We start from the raw sequence: 20,532 nt of genomic DNA on the forward strand, positions 1-20,532 counted from the left end.
ACATTCATATTAGTGAATTCATTATACTACACCTCATGCTATCCTTCAATGATCTACTCCGTCTTCTTATTCTTCTTATTACTGCATTTTCATGCAAAGAAAAAGCGGCAAGTTTATACTTACCGCTCCATCATTATTATTAGCCTTTTTTCTTTGCCACTATAAGGTATCTGTGAATAGTACCTTCTACAAAACCATTCTTGTCAATTACTTCCTGCATTTCAAGTAATTTATCAAAGCATTTTTCAACAGAGAATCCCGGAAATTCCCATTCGATAATGTGTGCGAACCATACAAATGCCCCAACATCGTAGAACCTGATTGGTTTAAATACTTCTTCAGCTCTTATTATCTCAAAGCCTGCTTCTTCAAACTTCTTTCTCTGAATTGACAATTCAAATTCTGGGAAAGGTGCAGGTACATCCGGTAGAACCATCTCAACAAGATCTCTGTCGTTCCTGCCTCCTACCTGCTGTGTAATAAAAAGCCCTTCCGGCTTGAGAAGTCTATGTGCTTCCACAGGATCAAAGCTTCCATGCCTGTTTATCATTATGTCAAAAGAGCTGTCAGCAAAAGGGATATTTGACTCATCATCGCAAGGTCTGAAATCAATTCCAAAGGGTAAGAGAACCTCTTTACACAATTCAACGTTAGGGGCATATCCTTCAGTCGCTGCAGTGTTCTTGTATGGGTGTTTCAAAGATAATAAAAACTCGCCACCACCTGTATCAAAATCCAACAGTTTCATATCAGGAAGAAGAAAATCTTCAATTATCTTTTTGTAGTCCCATGGGAGGTCATCCTCTTCTTCATATCTATCATGAATATGAGAAAAATCCCAGCCATGTATGTGTGCAACCTTCTCCTCTGCTTCCCACTCTTTTCTTAATTCACTTATTCTATCTGTATTCATATCTGCTCCTTTTCAAATAAAAATCTGTTCTTCATTATTTGTTCGGTGCAGTATGTGACAGCAAATAACTCATATTAACCTCGGTACAACCTGCTGTCAGCATTAAAACTGCACCGAGTAGTTATCTCGCATTCTCATGATTACCTCCCATGCGACATCTTTTTATCCAGATTGTCACAACAAAGATATTATATACAATGCTATAAGCACGCGTAAATACTAATATATATTCCGATAGACTATTGCATTTTATTCTGCTTCTGCCACTTTTCTTGAACTTGTTAAAATAGCAGTCGATTTAATAAGGCCGTACTGCCTTTATTTTAGTTTATTTAATAGTGGCAGTATTTTTTAGGCCTGTCTTTCTGCTTCTATCACATTCTTATAAATATAGGCAGTTTATTTTTTCTTAATTATTCTTCCTATATCGCAAACATCTCAAAAGAAGCAGAATAACAACTCAAATTTCAACTGCCTATATCAATAACACTCAAAATATAGGCAGAAATCATCCCGAATAATCAACTACCTATATCAGCATCACTCGGAATATAGGCAGAACCACAACCTAAAATTGAACTGCCACTAAATGAAACCTCTTAGATAGAGGCAGTTTTACACCAGCTCAAGTTGTACATAATCCTGAAAGATAAATCAGCTACTATATCATCTGAAAATGCCTCAAAGCATCCTCTATAGCTTTAACCTTTTCCTCCGGGCATCCAGGTTGTCTGCTATTTTCTGATTTTGGCTTATTGTAATTCTCTCTTTCTATAATCCCATGTTTCTGCTTCACCTGTGCTATATTGAGGTTTGTCACATGAAATCCATACCTTTCTTGCACTCACTCCTCAATCTCTTTGTACGTCGCCTTAGCTTCCGCACTTGTAAGATCAAGCTCGTCCATATCTACTTTTACGTTGATATGATGTTTTGCTTAATGAAGTTTGGACAATAAACATACCGTTTCAAGGCTCCTTTGATAGTCCCAACCAGAATCAGAAAGATCCACTTCCTGTGTCTCGGCCCCATTGTAGTATACCGGGAACCGAAATTTGATACTCTTCAAGAAGCGTCCATCCTCCTGTTCCTCTTCAAAGATTTCAACACGCTCTACAAAAGAGTTAATAAAGCGCTTCTTTTCTGCATCTGTGAATTCACCGTATATTTTATCAAAGCTCTTAAGGATGCGATAGATAGAGTCTTTGGAAAGCTGCTTCTTGTTTATGTTTTCGATTCTCAGGGAGATGGTATCAATCTCATCTTCTATTGCACCAATTTCCTCATATAGCTTATTCATGCGCTCCTGCATATCATCATATTTTCTGTCATAGAACCTGTCACTAACATCAAGAGCATCCATCTGCTCAGCCAGTTTATTCTTAGCACCGATTGTCTGTCGAAGTCTGGTCCGACAGATTTCTCTTTCTTTTTCCAACTCTTCTGTATCTGTTTTTGCTCCCACTTTAGTTTTGAGAGCATCTTGAAACTTTGGGTTATTGACGAGCTTATATATAACCTCTTCTACGGCAGCATTTACTTTATCCTGCCCCCATTGATGATGGTAGCTACAGTTATGACCATCGACTTTAAGCCTATGCTTACATGCATAATAGAAGAAATCCTTATAGTATGTGCCGTCAACTTTCTTTTTACGATTAACATTAGAATACATAGCGCCATGACAAACAGGGCACCGTAATATTCCCGATAAAATATGTTCATGCTCAAGGCTATGCGTCTTTTCTCTTTTTACTCCAGTTTCTTTACGTTTTTGAGCTGCAAGTCTGAAGTCATCCTCTGAAATAATAGCCTCATGAATTCCATCATATAAATCATATTCGTCTTGTTTTACAACATGATATTCATTTCGCGTTCCTTGAATTTTCTCATTAGAGCGCCTGCCATAAGGCATCTTTCCCATATAAATAGGATTATCAAGCACCCCCTTTATGAAAGAACTTGCAAATGCATCAAGTGTATTATTCTGACGCTTTTTCTTCTTATACCCATGCGTATTTAGGTAATCCGCCACACCATTAACACCCATGTTGGTATGAATGTATTTGTCAAAAATAATGCGAATAATTTCCGCCTCATCTTCTGCAATTATAAGTTCCCCATTAACAAGCTTATAGCCGTAGGGAGCAAAGCCACCATTCCATCGCCCCTCTCTTGCCTTCTGTCTACGACCTTCCATTGTTTGCACAAGAATATTTTCTCGCTCAATTTCAGCAACAGCTGAAAGAACAGATATCATAAGCTTTCCTGCTTCTTTAGAACTGTCAATTCCATCTTCTACACAGATCAGATTAACACCATAATCTTGCATAAGCTGTAATGAGCTGAGAACGTCAGCAGCATTTCGCCCGAATCTTGACAGCTTAAATACCAGAACGTAACTCACTCCATCATCACCGTTTTCTATCTCTTCAAGCATCCGAGAAAATTCAGGTCTTCCATTAATATTCTTTCCGGAATGACCCGCATCAGAAAATTCTTTTACAACTTCCATATCTTGATACTCGGCATATTTAATAAGTTTATCCCTCTGTGCATCTAAACTATAACCATCAACCTGAATAGCGGTAGATACACGGGTATAGATATAACATTTCTGTTGTTTCTTCACTATCAACCCCTCCTAGGTCAGTTGTAATGCACTATTTTGCAACAACTGCTTTATCATAGGTTTGTACTTATCTATTCCAAAATCCTCTACAATACTTGTAATACGACCACCTGCATCTTTTGACGATGCACCGCACAGAAATACACGTTCATCTTTTGTTCCGTAATCAAGAACAATAAATCTGTCATGAAAAATTCCACCGGTACGTTGCATTGTAATTTTTAATGTTGGGTATTCTTTGCAGAAATCTTTGTATTCAATATTGTGGAGTTTTGAAGTACCTACATTATCACTAAACACCTTGATCTCCACTCCCGAAATAACATTTTTCAAGTGTACCAACGTTCTAATTCCAATATAATTATCAACAAGATATACTGATTTCTTGGCTTTACTGTATATTGAAGAATATGCCACATCCGCACTGCAATACTTGGTATTATACATGAGCCAGCCATTATCCTCGTCACTAACAAAACTATTCATCATGTCTGCAAGATCAGATTTTGTCACAACATCGCTAAGTCCATCCATGACATCTGACATTTGTTTTTCCACAGAAACAAGATCCATTCGGAGCTTTTTTATCTCGACCACATTGCTTGCAGTTTGCATTGATAGCTGCATCATTTCACGCTGACCAATAAGACTCTGATTATCAATAATATAGTCCTTCATCTTTTTGAAAGTACGAACTAAATCTATACTCTGTTTTTCTGCCAGTGTTCCTTTTAAAACTGTCATTAACATATACAATCCTTGCTCTGTAAAAACGTATGGATTACTACGCGACATTGAATTAATATTTGCGGTCGCATTTTGCGACCACAAAATTTTCACTTCTTCATCAGTCACTTGAAACATAAAGTCTTCAGGAAATTTTCTTATATTTCTCTTTACCTGCTCGTTTAACCTTTTAGTTTCATATCCATATATTTCTGCCAAATCTGCATCAAGCATTACCTTTACGCCACGAACTTCATATAGTTTTTCTCTCAAAAATTCTTCTGTAACTTCTACTGGAACTAATTCAGTATTATCCACCACTTCGTTCTTTTTTTCGCCCATATTTTCCTTTCCAATCTTGAGGTGAAAAATTTTGACCTCAAGATTCTACGTTTTAACCTTTTTTCTTTTTAACCCCGTCGAATTCGACCGGTTTAAACTTTATAGTTAAAGTGTTCACTTTTGAACACTTTTTGAAGTCCCTGCAATTTTCTGCAGTTCTTTATAATATGCCAGATAGCGATAGGCTGTTCTTCTGCTGACATCCCCCTCTGCCACAATCTCCATAAGAGTCATGCCACTCTCATACTTCAACATGAAATCATTGTATGCTGCCATCCAAGCTTCATCATGTTTTTTGCGACCACCGAAGTTACGGTTACGGAGCGTTTCATTTTCCGCCTTTAGCTCTGCAACCTCTTTTTCTAATTCCTTTATTCTTTCAAGGGCTTCATCAAGAGTTGTAATCTTCATCTTGTGCCACCTCGCTTTCTGACACCATTGTAATTCCGCACTGTGTCACTGTCAACTTGCTTTTTGGCACATGCTCTTTTCTGATTTCATCCCTGAGTCTTGATTGTGATAACATTGCCTATAATAATCTTTGAGTCGATCACCCAAATTTTTGTATGAATAAACAAGTGTGACCGGCGTATTGCCAATATATACGCAATAGTCATAGCCTATATCATCCATAGCAAACTTACCGGCATACTTTTCAATTAGCTCAGCAAGTACATCGATGCATCTTTCAAAAGCTACATTACAAGATGGATTTTCAAAGTAATTCCTTCCCATATTTTCCTCCCTTTCATCATAGTTTTATAGTCTTTCACAAATTGGCAAGCAGTGCATCGGTGTACACCTGATGCGATTTTGCTTGTTGGGGAGTGTGCCCCAATCCCCCTGATTGCCGATTTTCATCGACAAGCTACGCCTGCAAAGCAGGCTAAAAACGAAGTCAATAAATGTCTAAGTATTTGTTGAAAGTCTTTTCTACCTTTTTCAAAACTCGCTCATGATTCTCCTTCATATCAGAAATTGTTTTGCTATCTACAGTGCCACATGAATTGGCAACTTTTGCAATCTGGTTGATATTGTTGCTGTCAATTTTCAGGAGTTTGATGATTTCTAATAACTCACTGAAATCAATGTGGATGTAATATCCATCGATTGCCATCTTCCTAATGTAGGCGCTCATGTTTTTGATTCCTATCTGCTCCATCCTGTCGTGAATCATTTGTAATTCATTTTCGGGAATCTTGATATGAATCTGTTTGTTACATGGAACGTATCCCTGATTTAACAACATTTGCTTTTCACCTCCTCTCGTTATCGTTGTTCATGGACTAATTATCCAAGATTTAGAAGCCCAACTCCGTATATCCAAGAGGTAGGAAATAGATGCTCTACTCAAATTTTTCCACGATATTGGAATTCATCATTTATAGCAAACTTACATTCTGTTATGATTTACATATACAAGGACTTTAGGAAAAGCACTGGGGGAATAAAGCATTGAAGTGTAAATTATCAATTCAGGAAAAACTAAAAGATTTAAGAATAGAAAAAGGCCTGTCTCTGCAAGAATTGTCAGAGCAGACCGGAATATCCAGAGCATCACTGGGAAATTATGAAACAGATGATTACAAAGAAATCTCTCACAAGGCCATCATCACACTTGCGGATTTTTATGGAGTAACATCAGACTATCTTCTGGGACTTACTGAAAATAGAGAACAACATCTATTTCCTATAGATGAACTTGGACTGGATGATGAAACTGTAGATTTACTAAAAAGTGGGAAGCTTAATGTCAGATTGATTTGTGAAATGATTAAGCACCCGGATTTTATAAATTTTCTTTCGGACATGGAAATCTACGTTGATAATCTTGCCGGAATGCAATTTCGAAACATCAACAAAATGATTGAACAGACAAGAGTTCGGCTTCAAAATAAAGGCATTTCCGATGAAGATCATTACATGAAAACCTTAGAAGCAGCAACCATATCTGAAGACAACTACTTCAACAATCTTCTTGGAAACGACATTGTCAAAATAGCAAAAGCTATACGAGATGCCCATGGCAAAGATGCAGAAACCGGTGATGCAACCACACCGGTTGACGATATCCTTGACTCATTTGAGGAATTAAAGACCGCCGACAATGTCACTCAGGCTCAGATGGTCATGTATAGCAAACTCTTCAAAATCAATTTTACTAAGATGGATCCATACGAGTTCAAGACCTTTACCGACATTTTGCAGCGCTACTCTGATCTCTGCAAACCGGTTAAAGGAAATGGACGCGGGAAGAAGAAAAAATAATCCTAAAACAACACAGATATAGTCGTTCCTACCCCAGGTGCACTATCTAACTCAATTTTGGCATCATGAATCTCAACTATGTGTTTTACAATCGCAAGACCAAGCCCTGTTCCACCTGTAGCTTTTGATCTGCTTTTATCAACACGATAAAATCGTTCAAAAATTCGCTGCTGCTCTGAAGCAGGTATTCCTATTCCATTGTCCTTAACTGTAAGCGCAACCTGACCATCAATTGTTCCCACAGAAATCTTTACCTTGCCATTAGGATTATTGTATCTGATTGCATTCTGCCCCAGATTTTCAACCAACTCTTTGAGCATATCTTTGTTTCCGCAAACAATACTCGTTTTCCCCTCAAGCTCTATTGTCACGTTTCTTTGTTTCGCATTAACTGATAAGACTTCCATACATTCTGAGACAGTCTCATATAAGTCAACCTCGGTAAAATGTAACTCAGAATCTTTTCTATCCAAATCCGAGAGTCTCAAAATATCATTTATCAATGCAAGTAATCTGTCGGCATTCTTTCTGATTTCCTGATAAAAATGATTCTGCTTCTCAGCGCCTACCATTCCTCCCTCTAACAATTCAGCATAACCAGAAATAGCGGTCAGCGGTGTCTTCAGCTCGTGTGAAACATTAGCCGTAAAATCCTGCCTGGCTTTTGCAGCAGATAAAATATCTGTATGCTGGGTGCGAAGCATTTCTGCCAAAGGATCCAATTCCCTGTACGGTGATTCATAATCAGCATTCTCCAAATTTTCCGCCATAATCTCTATTGGTTTTAAAAACTGTTTTGTAAGCAGATGAGAAATCGCTATGCAAATTGAAATGATAAGGAGAATAATTAATAAAATAATTGGTATCGCTGATATGAATACCGCCCAAATGCTCTGTGCATTGGTAGCAACACGAAGAACCGTTCCATTATCTAAACGCAACGCATAATAGAAAGTATCCTCATTCATAGTGTCAGATCTTCTAACTGCTTCCCCTTCACCCTGTTCAAAAGCCGCCTGTATCTCTGGTCTGTCAAAATGATTTTGCAATAGCTCCGCTGAGGCATCATTGTCATATAAAACAGTTCCATCTTTATCAATCCAAGTTACACGCATCTCATCTAAATCAGTAGATAAATCTATCTGATCTACATCAATATCTACTGTTTCAAAATATTTGGTATCCTTTAGAAGTTTCGCACTGACAGATAGATCTGATCGCACCTGACCCTCAAAGAGATTGTAATATATAATTGTAATTCCAATAACTGTTGCGATAATTGCTAATATCGCAATTCCAACCAGTCTTATATTTATTCTTATTTTCATTCGATTACATATCCTACATTTCTCACGGTCTTGATTCTACTACCATAATCCCCTAATTTTTGACGAAGAGTTTTTACATGCATGTCTATAGTTCTTGATTCCCCCTCGTAATCAGCTCCCCATACCTGCTCCATGATAGTGTCACGGTTCAGTACGATTCCTTTGTTTAATACAAGAAAAGACAAAAACTCATACTCCTTATAGGTTAGCTCAACATGATTTCCACTGATAGTAACCTCATGCTTTTCATTATTTATAACTAGTTCGTCCAGCCTAAGTTCTTTTATATCCTCAGCCTGAGTTCTACGAAGCAGGGCTTTCACCCTTGAGATTAGTTCCATAACCGAAAATGGCTTCTTGATATAATCATCAGCACCATCCTCAATTCCTCTAACTAAATCAAGCTCTGTTGTTTTAGCTGTAACCATAATCACAGGAAGCTTCTTTGTCTCAGGATTTTTTCTAAGCTTCTTTACTATTTCATTGCCACTCTCATCCGGAAGCATAATATCCACTAAGCATAAATCCGGAATCACATCATTCATCTTGTCATAAAAATCTTTTGCACATGAAAATCCTAATACCTTATGCCCCGCATTTATGAGGGCCAGCTCTTCGATTTCCCTTATGCTGTCATCATCTTCAATTATATAAATAAGCGCCATTCTTCTCTCCTATTGTGCGTCCTTAGACTGTTCTATCTCTTTCTTACTGATGGGGTACTGCTTAATCAGTTCTTCATACTCCTTGTTGAAGCTCTTTCTGTCTTCACTAGATAAGCTTTCAAAATACTCATGCGTATTATAATCATCATCTAAAATAGTTATCATTTCAACAGCTATATTTGAACAATGATCAGATACTCGCTCCAGACCGGTCAATACATCATCCAAAATAAATCCCATCTCAATAGTAGACTTTCCCTTCTTCAATCTATTAATATGATTCTCCTTAATGGTCTTGCATAGTGTATCAATAACTTCTTCAAGAGGCTCAACATGAGTAGCTTGCTCTACATCATTTTTACAAAAGCTATCAACTGTTAGTGCACATATATCATTAACAGCTCCACAAAGAGCTTTCATTTCTCTGAGCTGCCCCTTCTTGAACTCTAAGCCCTTATCTTTTATTTCTTCTGCTGATTCAACAATCTCTAAGGCATGATCTGAAATCCTTTCAAGATCACTGATACTATGCAAAATAATGGACATACTTTGGCTATCTGATTTTGAAATATTCTTACTTGATACTTTTACCAAATATGAGCCAATTGCATCCTCGTACTTATCGACTACAGCTTCAAGTCTTTTAACTTCCTTAACCTTTTTCTTATCATATTCTAATAGGGCTTCCAGTGATAAGGTGATAGATTTCTGGCAATACTCTGCCATTTCTCTTACTTTTCCACGGCATAATTCCATTGCAAATGCCGGCCTGTCCAAGAATCTCTCGTCAATAATGATAGAATCCTTTTTAGCCTCCGGCTCTTCTGCTCCATCTGGTATGGTTATTTCAGCCAGCTTTACAAGCTTATCCGCAAATGGGAAAAGAAGTATTGTCGCACCAATATTAAATAAACTATGAATCACAGCTATCCCTGCTGCATTAGCAGCCTTATCTAAAAAAACAAAATCTATAACTGTATTCAAAGAATAGAATACAACCATAAAAATAATTGTTCCTATAAGATTAAAATATAAATGAATCATCGCTGAGCGACGTGCGTTTCTGTTTGCCCCAACAGATGAAATAATTGAGGTTACACAGGTTCCGATATTCTGCCCCATAATAATCGGAAGCGCTACTGCATAATGTACAGCTCCGGTAGAACAAAGTGCCTGCAAAATACCAACAGATGCAGATGAACTTTGAATTACTGCCGTTAGAATTGCACCAACAGCCATTCCAAGTATAGGATTCCTAAAAGCTGTCATCATTCTTGTAAAAGAAGTATTGTCTGCTAGCCCAGACACAGCTCCACTCATTGTTTCCATTCCAAACATGAGAATCGCAAATCCAAGTAAGATTCCACCAACATCCTTTTTCTTAGATTCTTCTTTGTTTGCCATAACTAAAATAATACCTATTGCCGCTAATATAGGCGAAAATGATGAAGGCTTTAGCATCTTAAGCCAAATGGTACTTCCCTCGATTCCTGTAAGTGAAAGCATCCAGGATGTAATAGTTGTACCCACATTTGCCCCCATAATAATACCTACAGCCTGATTTAGCTTCATAATGCCTGAATTTACAAATCCAACTACCATGACAGTAGTTGCAGATGATGATTGAATAACTGCCGTAACTCCTGCGCCAAGCAACACCGCAAATATCCTCTTTGAAGTAAGCTTCTCAAGAATTATTTCCAACTTTCCGCCTGCCATCTTTGACAGTTCATTCCCCATCATGCTCATTCCATATAGAAACAGGGATAGCCCACCTATCATATTTAGAACATTAAAAATATCCATACAAATTCCTTTCTGGGTATGCTAAAAAAATACGCCAATTATTAGCATACTGAATGAAAGTAAAATGTATGAATGTCCTATGTAAAATCTATGTAAAATTATAAACTTTGCTTACTATTACAATGCTTTATTTCCATTAACCATTAATCTAAACGTTACTCCCAATAGTTCTGAAGCTTTTCTACACATCAGCATTCTACCGAGAAAAATATCAAAATATTCATACATGGTACAGATTTTCTCATCAATTTCGAGATTTAATGAAATTTGCTTTTTATCCTTATCAATAATAAGATCTGTTTTGGTAACAGCATAATTCACTCTATCATGAACATCAAAGTTGGCTTTTGGTTTCTGACGCACCCTGTTTCTTCTAACATCTGTTTTGTCTGCTATAATGAGTGCAGCTGATATTACATCTGTAGCTCCACCTGTTGACTCGTCATGATGGGCGATTGCAGAAACCACTGTAAGTCTCTCCTGCCTATCCATGCCTGTTTTCTTTAATATGTCATTTGCAAGTAATGAACCATACTCTGCATGCCTACTACGATTGATGGCATTCCCAATGTCATGCATAAATGCAGCCACCTTAACAAGTTCAATCTGTTTCTTACTGTATCCAAGAATCTCAAGAATATTGGTAGCACGCTCGGCTACCAAAGCTGCATGTACTTCTGAATGGTCTGTATACCCCAATATTCCAAGGTTTTCATTTCCCTTTGCTATTAATGCCAGTACCTCTTCATTCTCTTTAATATCTTTATACTTCATCTTCATTCTCCTTCTGCTTTAGTGAATAAATTACCCACTCTGCTATATTTGTTGCATGATCCCCTATTCGTTCAAAGTACTTTGCTATCATCAAAATATCGGCTGCCTCCTCACCTTCTTCAGGATTATTTAAGATAAGTTGGATAACATCCTTTTTTGCCTTTACAAACAACTCATCAACAATATCATCATATTCAATAACTTCCCTAGCTTTTACAACATCCTTTTCTACATAAGCTTCAATACTATGATTGAGCATTATCATTGTCTCGCTTGCCATCTCTGAAATATGATTAAACTTATCTATTTGACTATTCTGCCCCATAAGTATAGTCATTTCCGAAATATCTGCTGCATGATCACCTATTCGCTCCATGTCAGTAACCATTTTCATTGCTGCTGTCACTGTTCGAAGATCTCTTGCAACTGGCTGCTGTTGTATCAAAAGATTAAAGCATATACTTTCGATTACTTTCTGGAGATGATCAATTTCTGCGTCACCATCCATAATCAGCTTTGCCTGATCAATATCTCGGGCTACCAACGCTTCTATAGCCTTCTGAATCGAGGATATTATATTGTTTCCCATCTCAATCATCTTATGATTAAGTTCTAAAAGCTGTTCATCAAATTTACTTCTCATTCGAATATTCCCTTCTATAATTCTTACTAATTCACTAAGCATATTAGCCAAACCTTCCGGTGATATAATCCTCAGTTCTTTTATCATTTGGGTAAGAGAAAATCTGCTTGGTTGTGCCAAATTCCACCATCTCACCTACAAGAAAAAATGCAGTATAGTCCGATACTCTCACGGCCTGCTGCATATTATGTGTGACCACAGCTACTGTATAGTTCTTTTTTAATTCCTCCATAAGGTCTTCAATCTTTGTGGTAGAGATAGGATCAAGAGCCGATGTAGGTTCATCCATCAGCAGAATCTCAGGTTCTACGGCCAGAGCTCTGGCTATACATATTCTTTGCTGCTGTCCCCCGGAAAGTGATAAAGCGGATTTCTTTAATCTGTCTTTCACCTCTTCCCAAATCGCAGCTCCTCTCAGGCTATCTTCTACAATTTTATCAAGCTTTTTCTTATCCTTAATGCCATGGACTCTTGGACCATAAGCCACATTATCATATATACTCATTGGAAATGGATTTGGCTGCTGAAATACCATGCCTACTTTTTTTCTAAGCAGCGTAGTGTCTATATCTCTACCATAAATATCCTCTCCATCGATTTTTACCGTCCCATCAATCCTTACTCCCTCAACTAAATCATTCATCCTGTTTAGAGTTTTCAAAAAGGTAGATTTACCGCAACCTGATGGTCCAATAAATGCCGTAATAGCCTTCTCCTTTATTTCCATGCTTACATTTTTTAATGCATGATTTTGTCCATAATATAAATTCAAATCATTAACACTGATTTTTGTTTCTCCCATTACTATTCCTTTCTTGTCACATCAAATCGTTTTGTTAATGCTTTTGTTGCAAGGTTTATAGCCAATACGATAATCAAAAGCACTACAGCTATTCCAAATGCTGTTTCGAAATCACCTTCACTTGTGGCAGATAGATACATCTGAATAGTAAGGGTTCCTCCAGACTGAAATGGTTTAGCTAAAAGTCCGCTAATCCCTTGGGGTAATAACTTGGCACTTCCGGCTGTAAATAAAAGTGCCGCTGATTCTCCCACAATTCTTCCTATGGCAAGTATTGCTCCTGTGATTATTCTCGGCATAGCACTTGGAAGAAGTATTGTTCGTATCATGTGCCATTTGCCACTTCCAAGTCCGATTGCACCATTCCGATACGAACTTGGTACAGTTTTTAATGCTTCCTGCGTATTTCGTGTTATCAAAGGGAGCACCATGAGAATCAATGTTAAAGATCCTGTCAAAAGTGAATAACCTAATCCGAGCTTTTCTCCAAAAAACATCATTCCAAATAGGCCGAAGATAATGGATGGAATACCGCTCAAGGTTTCTGTTGCATATTCTATTGCTGTTACAACTCTCCCAGGCCTTGCATATTCATTAAGATATATTGCACTACCTACACCGATTGGAGTTGCAATTATCATGGTGATAAGAATAATCAGTAATGTATTTACAATATTACCTGCAATCCCCACAGTTCCTTTCAATACGCTTGTTACTGAAGTAAGAAATGTTATGTTAACCGCAGAAATACCTCTTATTAACACATATCCAATAATTCCAAGTAACAAAAGTACTGAAAATATCGAGCAGATATATATTAAAAAGCGCAGGATACAATCAATAAACTTTCTTCTACTAATCGACATCATCAATCCCCGCTTTCCTTGCTCTTAGCAATGCATAGTTCACAATCATGATAAAAATATATAAGACTAATCCCACTGTGAATAATACTTGTCTATGCGTACCTTGGGCATAACCCATTTCACTTACAATTTGAGTGGTAAGAGTACGAACAGAATTAAATGGTAACGGAATATTAACTGCTCCCCCTGCAACCATATTTATAGCCATTGCCTCACCAAGTGCCCTACCTGTACCTAACACTACACCTGTAAGTATTCCTGATTTCGCCGCTGGAATAACTGCTTTGAATATTGTCTGTTCTTTTGTTGCACCAAGTGCTAACGACGCTGCTCTAAGAGTGTCAGATACAGCTTTTAACGACGATGTGCTTACGCTTATTACCGTTGGCAAAATCATGATTGTCAGTACAATAATTGCAGAAAGCATGTTTGCTCCTCCAGTGAACTGATGAGAACTATCGTCTTCAAATATTATTTGCTCAAATCTAAACATAATCGGATTAAGTACCATCATTCCAATTAATCCATATATTACTGATGGAATGGCAGCCAATAATTCTATTGCAGTTCGTACAATGTTTCCTGTTGTTTTTCCTGCCATTTCTGATATATATACTGCAGCTAACAATCCTATCGGAACTCCAAGAAAAAGTGCAGTGGTAGTTCCTACTACCGAAGCCAAAATAATAAATCCAATACCATAAGATGGTTCACTTGCAGTTGGCTTCCATATGGTTTTAAAAAGTAAATCAAAAACCCCGACTTCCTTTAAAGCCGGGGCACCTTTCATGAACATATAGATAGTAATTGCACAAACTGCAAATATAGCCACTACTGCACAAAGCTCGAATAATGTTTTGGCAGTTTTTTCTATAAATGCTTTTCTCTTCATGTATACCCCTTATTGTGGAATAATAAGTCCAACTTGTTTGATAACTTCCTTACCATCATCAGAATTGATATAGTTAAACCAAGCCTGAACCAGTTCATTCTGCCCTGACATTTCGCCCTTTGTAGCCATTACAAACGGTCTCTGAAGCATGTAATTTCCTGCTAGGATCTCTTCTTCTGTTGGCTCCACTCCATCAATCTTTAATCCTGACACGGTGTCATCAACCACATCAAGCGAGACGTAACCGATTGCTCCTGGTGTAGTTGCTACTTTTGCAAGAACTGCTCCTGTTGAATCCAACTCCTGTGCATACACGCAACCATCCTTTACTTCAAGTAACTCTTCAAATGCATCTCTTGTGCCTGAACCTGCCTCTCTACCAATTACAATGATTGGCTGTTCCTCACCACCAAGCTCAGCCCAGTCTGTAATTTCGCCCGAATAGATTTTAGCAAGATCCTTTGACGTCACATCCTTGATACTACAAGATTTATTAGTAATCACTGCAATACCGTCAATTGCCACAATATTTTCTACTACACCACTTGCCTTTTCCTCATCCTTCAGGCCTCTGGAAGCATTTCCGATATCTACAGAACCGGCTGCAAGAGATTCCAAACCTGCACCTGAGCCAGTATACTCAACGGTGACTGTCACTCCTGGGTTCCTCTCCATGAAACTCTCAGACATAGCCTCGCAAAGTTTTTCCATAGATGTTGAGCCTGCAAGTTTAATAGTTCCATTCAATTCTACAGATTCCTCATTTTTTCCCTGCTCTGCAGCATCAGCACTTTGGGGACTCTCGCTTCCACATCCTACTAGCCCAAATGTCATTAAGCTTACTGCTGCCATAATGGCAATTATTCTTCTCTTCATATTATTTTTCATTCCTTTCTGAACTTACATAATTTGGCGCCGTATTTTTTACAATGACAATAATATTCGCCTAATGTAAAATCCATAACCATCTTTATGTAAAAGTTCAGTAAAAGTCTTGAAAAATCATATGAACTCATGATTGTATAGATAGATTGCCCCGCCAAACAGTCCCATAAACACCGCAGGGTACCCTATAAAGCAAAATAGCCAAGTTATTTCAGGTAATATCAATCTTCCAATCAATCCCCATATCAAACCGCCGGTTAATCCATATAGTATTGTTGTAAACCAAATAAACATTGTGATTTTATGATTCTTCTTGACCTTCAAGTCATTTACAAAACTCCATATTTTAGACATACTCTTCACCTCCTAGCGCAATGCTAGCAGATACATGTAAAATCCATTATCAACATTGGTAAAATGTACGTAAAAAAACTCGTGACCACCAAATACCGATAGTCACGAGTTTTTATTTATATCATCTGAAAATGTTTCAAAGCCTCTTCAATCGCTTTTACTTTTTCTTCCGGACATCCAGGCTGTCTGCTGTTCTCAGATTTTGGCTTATTGTAATTTTCACGCTCAATAATCCCATGTTTCTGTTTTACCTGAGCAATGTTCAGATTTGTTACATGAAATCCATAGTGCTCCTGCACCCATTCCTCAATTTCCTTGTATGTAGCCTTCGACTCAGCACATGTAGCATCAATCTCATCAAGATTAATTTCTATCTCGATATGATCATCAGGCTTTTGTTGGGACAGAAGAACTACAGTCTCCACATGACCGGACCAGCTAAACATATCGCAGGCACGGATCTTATTGAGTGCGTAGCCGCCATCAGCAAGAATGCGCAAATCTCTTGCCAGGGTTGCTGAATCACAGCTGACATATACAATGCGGTCAGGACTCATCTTGAGCATTGTCTCAAGGCATTTTTCGTCGCATCCCTTGCGAGGCGGATCTACAACTATGACATCCGGGTGAAGTGCACTTGAAATTTTGCCTGAGACTGCGCCTGCTCCCACTGTTCCGCCTGCCTCAGAGTCCATTATTTCTTTTGCCTCTATACTTTCTTTTACTTCTCCACTTGCATTTTGTTTAGCTTTTTTGCTCTCACTTTGATAGAATTCCGGAAGCACTTCCTCTGCTTTTCCACAGAAAAACTCAGCGTTATCAAGGCCGTTTCTCTTAGCATTTCGCTTGGCATCTTCAATTGCATCAGGAATGATCTCTACGCCGTAGACTTTCCCTGCAGTCTTTGCCATAGCCAGAGATATAGTTCCTATTCCGCAGTAAAGATCCCATACCGTCTCATTCCCTGTTAATCCGGCATAAGTAATTGCCTGCTCGTAAAGCCTTTGAGCCTGTTTGGGATTAACCTGGTAAAAAGAAAGCGGTGATATTTCAAATTCTAATCCACACAAAGTGTCTGCAATCGTATCTTTTCCCCAGATAGTATGGATCTCTGTTCCCATAATAACGTTGGTCTTATCAGTGTTTATGCTGACAGAAATGCTGGTCATACCGTTAATATTCCGGAGTTTCTTAACAAGCTCATTCTGAGCCGCTATAAATTCATTGCTATTTCCAACAGCTTTTCCTCTATAGTTAATAACAAGGCACACCATGATCTGTCCACTTGTAAAGCCTTTCCTTATGAGAACGTGCCTTACAAGACCCTTGCCTGTCGCCTCATCGTAAGCTGCAATTCCATGTTTTTCCATGTGTGCAAGCACAACACTTAAGATCTCTTTATTCTCTTCAACTCCGATAAAGCAGTCATCAACAGGAATAATACTATGGGTTCTTCCTGCATAATAGCCGGCAACAGGCTTACCATTCTTGCCGGTTCCGATTGGGTACTGGGCCTTATTCCTGTATCTCCAGGGCTCTTCCATACCGATTATTGGCTCCATTATGCCGTCAATAAAAGACTCATCAAATCCGCCAAGACGGACAATATTATTCCTTACTTTATTCTGCTTGAACTCAAGCTGCCTCTCATAGGTCATGTTCTGAAGCTGGCATCCGCCGCACTGCCTCGCAATTGGGCATCTTGCTTCCCGTCTGTGAACAGATGGCTCCAAAACCTTTTCCAAATGGGCATAGGCATATTTCTTTTTTGCCTTCATTATCTTGGCACTTACCTTGTCACCTATTACCGCATCTTTAATAAAGAGGGTATAGCCATCAACCTTGCCTATGCCCTCTCCGTCATTTCCTATGTCAGTTATTTCTACTGTAAGCAGATCATCTTTTTGATATTTGCAATCTGTCTTTATTATCTTACCCATACAATTTCCAATCTATTACAAAAAACTCTCGCTTTTATAAACTCCCTGTCATCACTCTTTCCAATGAAGCCTGTGAAGTTCGCCTTCTCTCTCAAGGCCTTTAAAATCATTCTGCCTGAGGGCTTCATATAAAACTATCGCCACTGAATTAGACAGGTTCAAAGACCTTATGTCCTCTCCCATGGGGATTCGAATACAGGTTTCTTCGTTGTCCACCAGTATCTCTTCAGGAATTCCGGCGCTCTCTTTGCCGAACATTATATAATCATCCATGCCAAAAGAAACATCGGTATAAGAATGTTTCGCCTTTGTCGTAGCATACCAGATTTTGGCCCCGGGATGCTTTGCCTTGAAATCTTCGTAGTCAATATATTTGGTAACATCGAGCTTTGGCCAGTAGTCCATTCCGGCTCTTTTAAGGGCCTTTTCATTGATACTAAAGCCAAGTGGCTCTATAAGATGAAGACTTGTGTTTGTTGCAACACAGGTTCTTCCAATATTTCCGGTGTTCTGTGGTATCTCCGGCTGATGTAAAACTATATGCATTTAAATTACTCCTCGTCATCAGCATCCATTACAGCAGACTTTGGAAGTGAAAAAATAAACTCTGTTCCAACGCTGGGAGTACTGATAACATTAATATTTTCTTCATGGGCCTTTATTATTTCTTTTACAATAGAAAGGCCAAGGCCTGTGCCCTTCTTATCTTTTCCTCTTGAAGAATCAGATTTATAGAATCTGTCAAAAATAAGCTTCTGATCCTCTTTTGGAATTCCAATTCCGCTGTCCTTGACAGAAACAAAAACTTTGCTGTGTTTCTCTGTAGTTTCAATCTTGATTGAAGAATCATGATGACTGAATTTTATAGCATTATCCACAAGATTATAAAGCACCTGCTGGATCTTATCCACATCCGCGTTTACCAGCATCTTCTCATCTGTAAGAATCAGTTCAATGGCGATCTTTTTACTTCTGCAGGTTCCTTCAAAAGACTCTGCGACTTTCCTGATGGTCTGGTTTATATCAAAATCAGTTTTGTTGAGCATCATTCCTTTTGTATTTAGATTGTTTAAAGTCAGAAGCTCATTGGTAAGCTTGGTCAGCCTGTCCGTTTCATTGATTACAATCCCAAGGTATCTCTCGTGCATCTCCTGCGGAATTGTACCATCCTGCATCGCCACCAGATATCCCCTTATAGATGTAAGCGGAGACCTGAAATCATGTGAAACGTTAGCAATAAATTTTTTTTGATCATCTTCTGCGCGCGCAATTTCACCCGCCATATAAGACAAAGATGCTGCCAGATATCCCATTTCATCTTCCGATTCAACTGAAAATTCATATCCCATATTTCCAGCTGCGTACTGCTCGGTCGCCTTGGTTATCTTTCTAAGCGGAATATATACAAGCTCTGTAAAAAAGATAAGGATTATCAGAGACAACAGGAAGAGAACTATCAGCATCAGATAGGATATATTCAAAAATTCATTGGCTGATTCCACCAGATCCGATACAGGTTCATGAATAACCACATATGCCTGAACCTTATAATTGGCAGTTATAGGCGCAAATACACTTATGACATCTTCTTTAAAAGAGCCCCAGAAATTGCCGGTTGTATAGTAAGACCCTCCAAGCACTGAAGGATTAAAGCCTTCTATTACTATCTCATCTCCTTGCCCTATTACTCTCGATGAATCAAGGACAAGTCTTCCTGATGGATTGATTATCCATATGGGTTCATTATCCATATATTTGGACAATGTGACCATTTGTGTATGTACTGCTTCCAGCGAAGTTTCACTATTATAAAGATCTGCCGCGTACGTGTTTGCAATCTGAGTAGCAACCTGATACATGTTGTCAGTTTTATCTCTTCGCAGTCTCTCATAGGTCATGCTGTATACGAATGTCGCAACAACAATAAAACCGAATACACCAAACAGAAGATATGCAAGAAGAAACTTCAAATAAAGAGTTCTCTTCATTTATTCTTTTACCTCAAACTTGTATCCTATTCCCCAGATCGTTGCAAGACGCCAGTTTTCGTGATCGCTTAATTTCTCACGAAGTCTTTTTATATGTACATCTACAGTTCTGGTATCGCCAACATATTCATAGCCCCAGATCTGATCAAGAAGCTGTTCTCTTGTAAATACGTGGTTTGGCGATGCTGCAAGGAAATACAAAAGTTCAAGCTCCTTTGGAGGCATATCCACACGCTCACCCATATAATTAACAGAATAGTTGGTCATATTAATCTCAAGATCAGGATATCTTACAACCTTGTCATTAGACTCAGGAACTTCATGAACCTGCGGCTTAAAGCGTCTTAAAACAGCCTTTACTCTTGCCACCAGTTCTTTTGAATCAAAGGGCTTTTCCATGTAGTCATCAGCGCCCATCTCAAGGCCAAGAACCTTATCAAACACCTCACCCTTTGCAGAAAGCATGATTATAGGCGTCTGCGACCTTGTTCTTATCTCTCTGCAGACCTGGTATCCGTCAATTCCCGGAAGCATCAGATCAAGCAAAATAAGATTTGGTTTAAATGTGTCAAAAGTGTTGATCGCAGATTCACCGTCATTACATATCTTTGTTTCAAAGCACTCTTTTACCAGATACAAAGATATGAGCTCTGCGATATTATTATCATCATCTACTATAAGTATTTTCTGTTTGTTAACCATCTTTTC

At 38.3% G+C, this 20,532-nt stretch carries 22 protein-coding genes; 1 reads left to right on the forward strand and 21 read right to left on the reverse strand.

Translation table 11 applies throughout. The features are described from left to right. Positions 1-139 precede the first annotated feature (139 nt). From BM146_RS09565 to BM146_RS09595, 7 genes are all read right to left on the reverse strand, one after another. Positions 140-913, reverse strand: coding sequence for a methyltransferase domain-containing protein (locus tag BM146_RS09565; protein ID WP_074887897.1), 774 nt, complete (start codon positions 911-913; stop codon positions 140-142). A 661-nt stretch (positions 914-1,574) separates the two neighbouring features. Beyond that, positions 1,575-1,757 carry an RNA methyltransferase gene (locus BM146_RS09570; protein WP_074887902.1) on the reverse strand — a complete coding sequence of 61 codons (183 nt, stop codon included), beginning with the start codon at positions 1,755-1,757 and terminating at the stop codon, positions 1,575-1,577. Positions 1,758-1,850: 93 nt separating this feature from the next. Continuing rightward, positions 1,851-3,548, reverse strand: coding sequence for a recombinase family protein (locus tag BM146_RS09575; protein ID WP_074888051.1), 1,698 nt, complete (start codon positions 3,546-3,548; stop codon positions 1,851-1,853). 9 nt (positions 3,549-3,557) lie between these two features. Continuing rightward, on the reverse strand, positions 3,558-4,613 hold the full coding sequence (locus tag BM146_RS09580) for an ORF6N domain-containing protein (RefSeq protein WP_074887903.1): 1,056 nt from the start codon (positions 4,611-4,613) through the stop codon (positions 3,558-3,560). 114 nt (positions 4,614-4,727) lie between these two features. Further along, positions 4,728-5,024: a hypothetical protein gene (locus BM146_RS09585; protein ID WP_027114870.1), complete on the reverse strand. Its 297-nt coding sequence runs from the start codon at positions 5,022-5,024 to the stop codon at positions 4,728-4,730. A 51-nt stretch (positions 5,025-5,075) separates the two neighbouring features. Further along, on the reverse strand, positions 5,076-5,348 hold the full coding sequence (locus tag BM146_RS09590) for a hypothetical protein (protein WP_027114869.1): 273 nt from the start codon (positions 5,346-5,348) through the stop codon (positions 5,076-5,078). Between the two features lie 163 nt (positions 5,349-5,511). Continuing rightward, complete coding sequence (locus BM146_RS09595) at positions 5,512-5,862, reverse strand: plasmid mobilization protein (protein WP_026664580.1); 351 nt, start codon at positions 5,860-5,862, stop codon at positions 5,512-5,514. A gap of 206 nt (positions 5,863-6,068) precedes the next feature. On the opposite strand from BM146_RS09595, the gene BM146_RS09600 reads away from it, so the two are divergent. Beyond that, a complete protein-coding gene (locus tag BM146_RS09600; RefSeq protein WP_026528706.1) occupies positions 6,069-6,881 on the forward strand; it encodes a helix-turn-helix domain-containing protein in 813 nt (270 codons plus the stop codon). Positions 6,882-6,883: 2 nt separating this feature from the next. Here the strand turns inward: BM146_RS09600 and BM146_RS09605 are convergent, their stop codons facing one another. The 14 genes from BM146_RS09605 to BM146_RS09670 all read right to left on the reverse strand — a co-directional run bounded on the left by BM146_RS09605 (position 6,884) and on the right by BM146_RS09670 (position 20,526). Continuing rightward, positions 6,884-8,209: a sensor histidine kinase gene (locus tag BM146_RS09605; protein ID WP_074887906.1), complete on the reverse strand. Its 1,326-nt coding sequence runs from the start codon at positions 8,207-8,209 to the stop codon at positions 6,884-6,886. Then, positions 8,206-8,874, reverse strand: a complete 669-nt coding sequence (locus tag BM146_RS09610; RefSeq protein WP_026528708.1) for a response regulator transcription factor — start codon at positions 8,872-8,874, stop codon at positions 8,206-8,208. Before BM146_RS09610 ends, BM146_RS09605 begins: the two co-directional genes overlap by 4 nt. A gap of 9 nt (positions 8,875-8,883) precedes the next feature. Continuing rightward, on the reverse strand, positions 8,884-10,680 hold the full coding sequence (locus BM146_RS09615; RefSeq protein ID WP_074887909.1) for a Na/Pi cotransporter family protein: 1,797 nt from the start codon (positions 10,678-10,680) through the stop codon (positions 8,884-8,886). Positions 10,681-10,797: 117 nt separating this feature from the next. Continuing rightward, complete coding sequence (locus BM146_RS09620) at positions 10,798-11,460, reverse strand: HD domain-containing protein (protein ID WP_034446596.1); 663 nt, start codon at positions 11,458-11,460, stop codon at positions 10,798-10,800. Next, the gene (phoU, locus tag BM146_RS09625; protein WP_074887911.1) at positions 11,444-12,097 is read right to left on the reverse strand and encodes a phosphate signaling complex protein PhoU; all 654 of its coding nucleotides are present in this window, start codon (positions 12,095-12,097) and stop codon (positions 11,444-11,446) included. The genes BM146_RS09620 and phoU overlap by 17 nt, the downstream gene beginning before the upstream one ends. Positions 12,098-12,140: 43 nt before the next feature. After that, positions 12,141-12,899 (reverse strand): phosphate ABC transporter ATP-binding protein PstB, encoded by a 759-nt coding sequence (gene pstB / locus BM146_RS09630; protein ID WP_026664573.1) that lies wholly within the window; start codon positions 12,897-12,899, stop codon positions 12,141-12,143. A gap of 2 nt (positions 12,900-12,901) precedes the next feature. Next, positions 12,902-13,768, reverse strand: coding sequence for a phosphate ABC transporter permease PstA (gene pstA / locus BM146_RS09635; RefSeq protein WP_074887916.1), 867 nt, complete (start codon positions 13,766-13,768; stop codon positions 12,902-12,904). Beyond that, positions 13,755-14,657, reverse strand: a complete 903-nt coding sequence (gene pstC / locus BM146_RS09640; RefSeq protein WP_027114863.1) for a phosphate ABC transporter permease subunit PstC — start codon at positions 14,655-14,657, stop codon at positions 13,755-13,757. The genes pstA and pstC overlap by 14 nt, the downstream gene beginning before the upstream one ends. A 9-nt stretch (positions 14,658-14,666) precedes the next feature. Next, the gene (locus BM146_RS09645; RefSeq protein ID WP_074887919.1) at positions 14,667-15,545 is read right to left on the reverse strand and encodes a phosphate ABC transporter substrate-binding protein; all 879 of its coding nucleotides are present in this window, start codon (positions 15,543-15,545) and stop codon (positions 14,667-14,669) included. A 114-nt stretch (positions 15,546-15,659) separates the two neighbouring features. Further along, positions 15,660-15,896, reverse strand: coding sequence for a hypothetical protein (locus BM146_RS09650; RefSeq protein WP_074887922.1), 237 nt, complete (start codon positions 15,894-15,896; stop codon positions 15,660-15,662). Between the two features lie 116 nt (positions 15,897-16,012). Next, complete coding sequence (gene rlmD, locus BM146_RS09655) at positions 16,013-17,836, reverse strand: 23S rRNA (uracil(1939)-C(5))-methyltransferase RlmD (protein ID WP_074887925.1); 1,824 nt, start codon at positions 17,834-17,836, stop codon at positions 16,013-16,015. A gap of 51 nt (positions 17,837-17,887) precedes the next feature. Further along, a complete protein-coding gene (locus tag BM146_RS09660; protein WP_074887928.1) occupies positions 17,888-18,382 on the reverse strand; it encodes a tRNA (cytidine(34)-2'-O)-methyltransferase in 495 nt (164 codons plus the stop codon). 5 nt (positions 18,383-18,387) lie between these two features. After that, positions 18,388-19,824 carry a HAMP domain-containing sensor histidine kinase gene (locus BM146_RS09665; RefSeq protein ID WP_074887932.1) on the reverse strand — a complete coding sequence of 479 codons (1,437 nt, stop codon included), beginning with the start codon at positions 19,822-19,824 and terminating at the stop codon, positions 18,388-18,390. Then, entirely contained in the window at positions 19,825-20,526 is a 702-nt protein-coding gene (locus BM146_RS09670; protein WP_074887934.1) for a response regulator transcription factor, read from the reverse strand. Positions 20,527-20,532 lie beyond the last annotated feature (6 nt).

Origin of the sequence: Butyrivibrio proteoclasticus, assembly GCF_900115735.1 — a bacterium.
Lineage (GTDB): Bacteria > Bacillota > Clostridia > Lachnospirales > Lachnospiraceae > Butyrivibrio > Butyrivibrio proteoclasticus_B.

Coding starts and splice junctions, on each gene's coding strand:
- BM146_RS09565 (WP_074887897.1), bottom strand. CDS start 913: ATGAATACAGATAGAATAAGTGAATTAAGAAAAGAGTGGGAAGCAGAG.
- BM146_RS09580 (WP_074887903.1), bottom strand. CDS start 4,613: ATGGGCGAAAAAAAGAACGAAGTGGTGGATAATACTGAATTAGTTCCA.
- BM146_RS09585 (WP_027114870.1), bottom strand. CDS start 5,024: ATGAAGATTACAACTCTTGATGAAGCCCTTGAAAGAATAAAGGAATTA.
- BM146_RS09590 (WP_027114869.1), bottom strand. CDS start 5,348: ATGGGAAGGAATTACTTTGAAAATCCATCTTGTAATGTAGCTTTTGAA.
- BM146_RS09595 (WP_026664580.1), bottom strand. CDS start 5,862: ATGTTGTTAAATCAGGGATACGTTCCATGTAACAAACAGATTCATATC.
- BM146_RS09605 (WP_074887906.1), bottom strand. CDS start 8,209: ATGAAAATAAGAATAAATATAAGACTGGTTGGAATTGCGATATTAGCA.
- BM146_RS09610 (WP_026528708.1), bottom strand. CDS start 8,874: ATGGCGCTTATTTATATAATTGAAGATGATGACAGCATAAGGGAAATC.
- BM146_RS09615 (WP_074887909.1), bottom strand. CDS start 10,680: ATGGATATTTTTAATGTTCTAAATATGATAGGTGGGCTATCCCTGTTT.
- BM146_RS09620 (WP_034446596.1), bottom strand. CDS start 11,460: ATGAAGATGAAGTATAAAGATATTAAAGAGAATGAAGAGGTACTGGCA.
- phoU (WP_074887911.1), bottom strand. CDS start 12,097: ATGAGAAGTAAATTTGATGAACAGCTTTTAGAACTTAATCATAAGATG.
- pstB (WP_026664573.1), bottom strand. CDS start 12,899: ATGGGAGAAACAAAAATCAGTGTTAATGATTTGAATTTATATTATGGA.
- pstA (WP_074887916.1), bottom strand. CDS start 13,768: ATGATGTCGATTAGTAGAAGAAAGTTTATTGATTGTATCCTGCGCTTT.
- pstC (WP_027114863.1), bottom strand. CDS start 14,657: ATGAAGAGAAAAGCATTTATAGAAAAAACTGCCAAAACATTATTCGAG.
- BM146_RS09645 (WP_074887919.1), bottom strand. CDS start 15,545: ATGAAAAATAATATGAAGAGAAGAATAATTGCCATTATGGCAGCAGTA.
- BM146_RS09650 (WP_074887922.1), bottom strand. CDS start 15,896: ATGTCTAAAATATGGAGTTTTGTAAATGACTTGAAGGTCAAGAAGAAT.
- rlmD (WP_074887925.1), bottom strand. CDS start 17,836: ATGGGTAAGATAATAAAGACAGATTGCAAATATCAAAAAGATGATCTG.
- BM146_RS09660 (WP_074887928.1), bottom strand. CDS start 18,382: ATGCATATAGTTTTACATCAGCCGGAGATACCACAGAACACCGGAAAT.
- BM146_RS09665 (WP_074887932.1), bottom strand. CDS start 19,824: ATGAAGAGAACTCTTTATTTGAAGTTTCTTCTTGCATATCTTCTGTTT.
- BM146_RS09670 (WP_074887934.1), bottom strand. CDS start 20,526: ATGGTTAACAAACAGAAAATACTTATAGTAGATGATGATAATAATATC.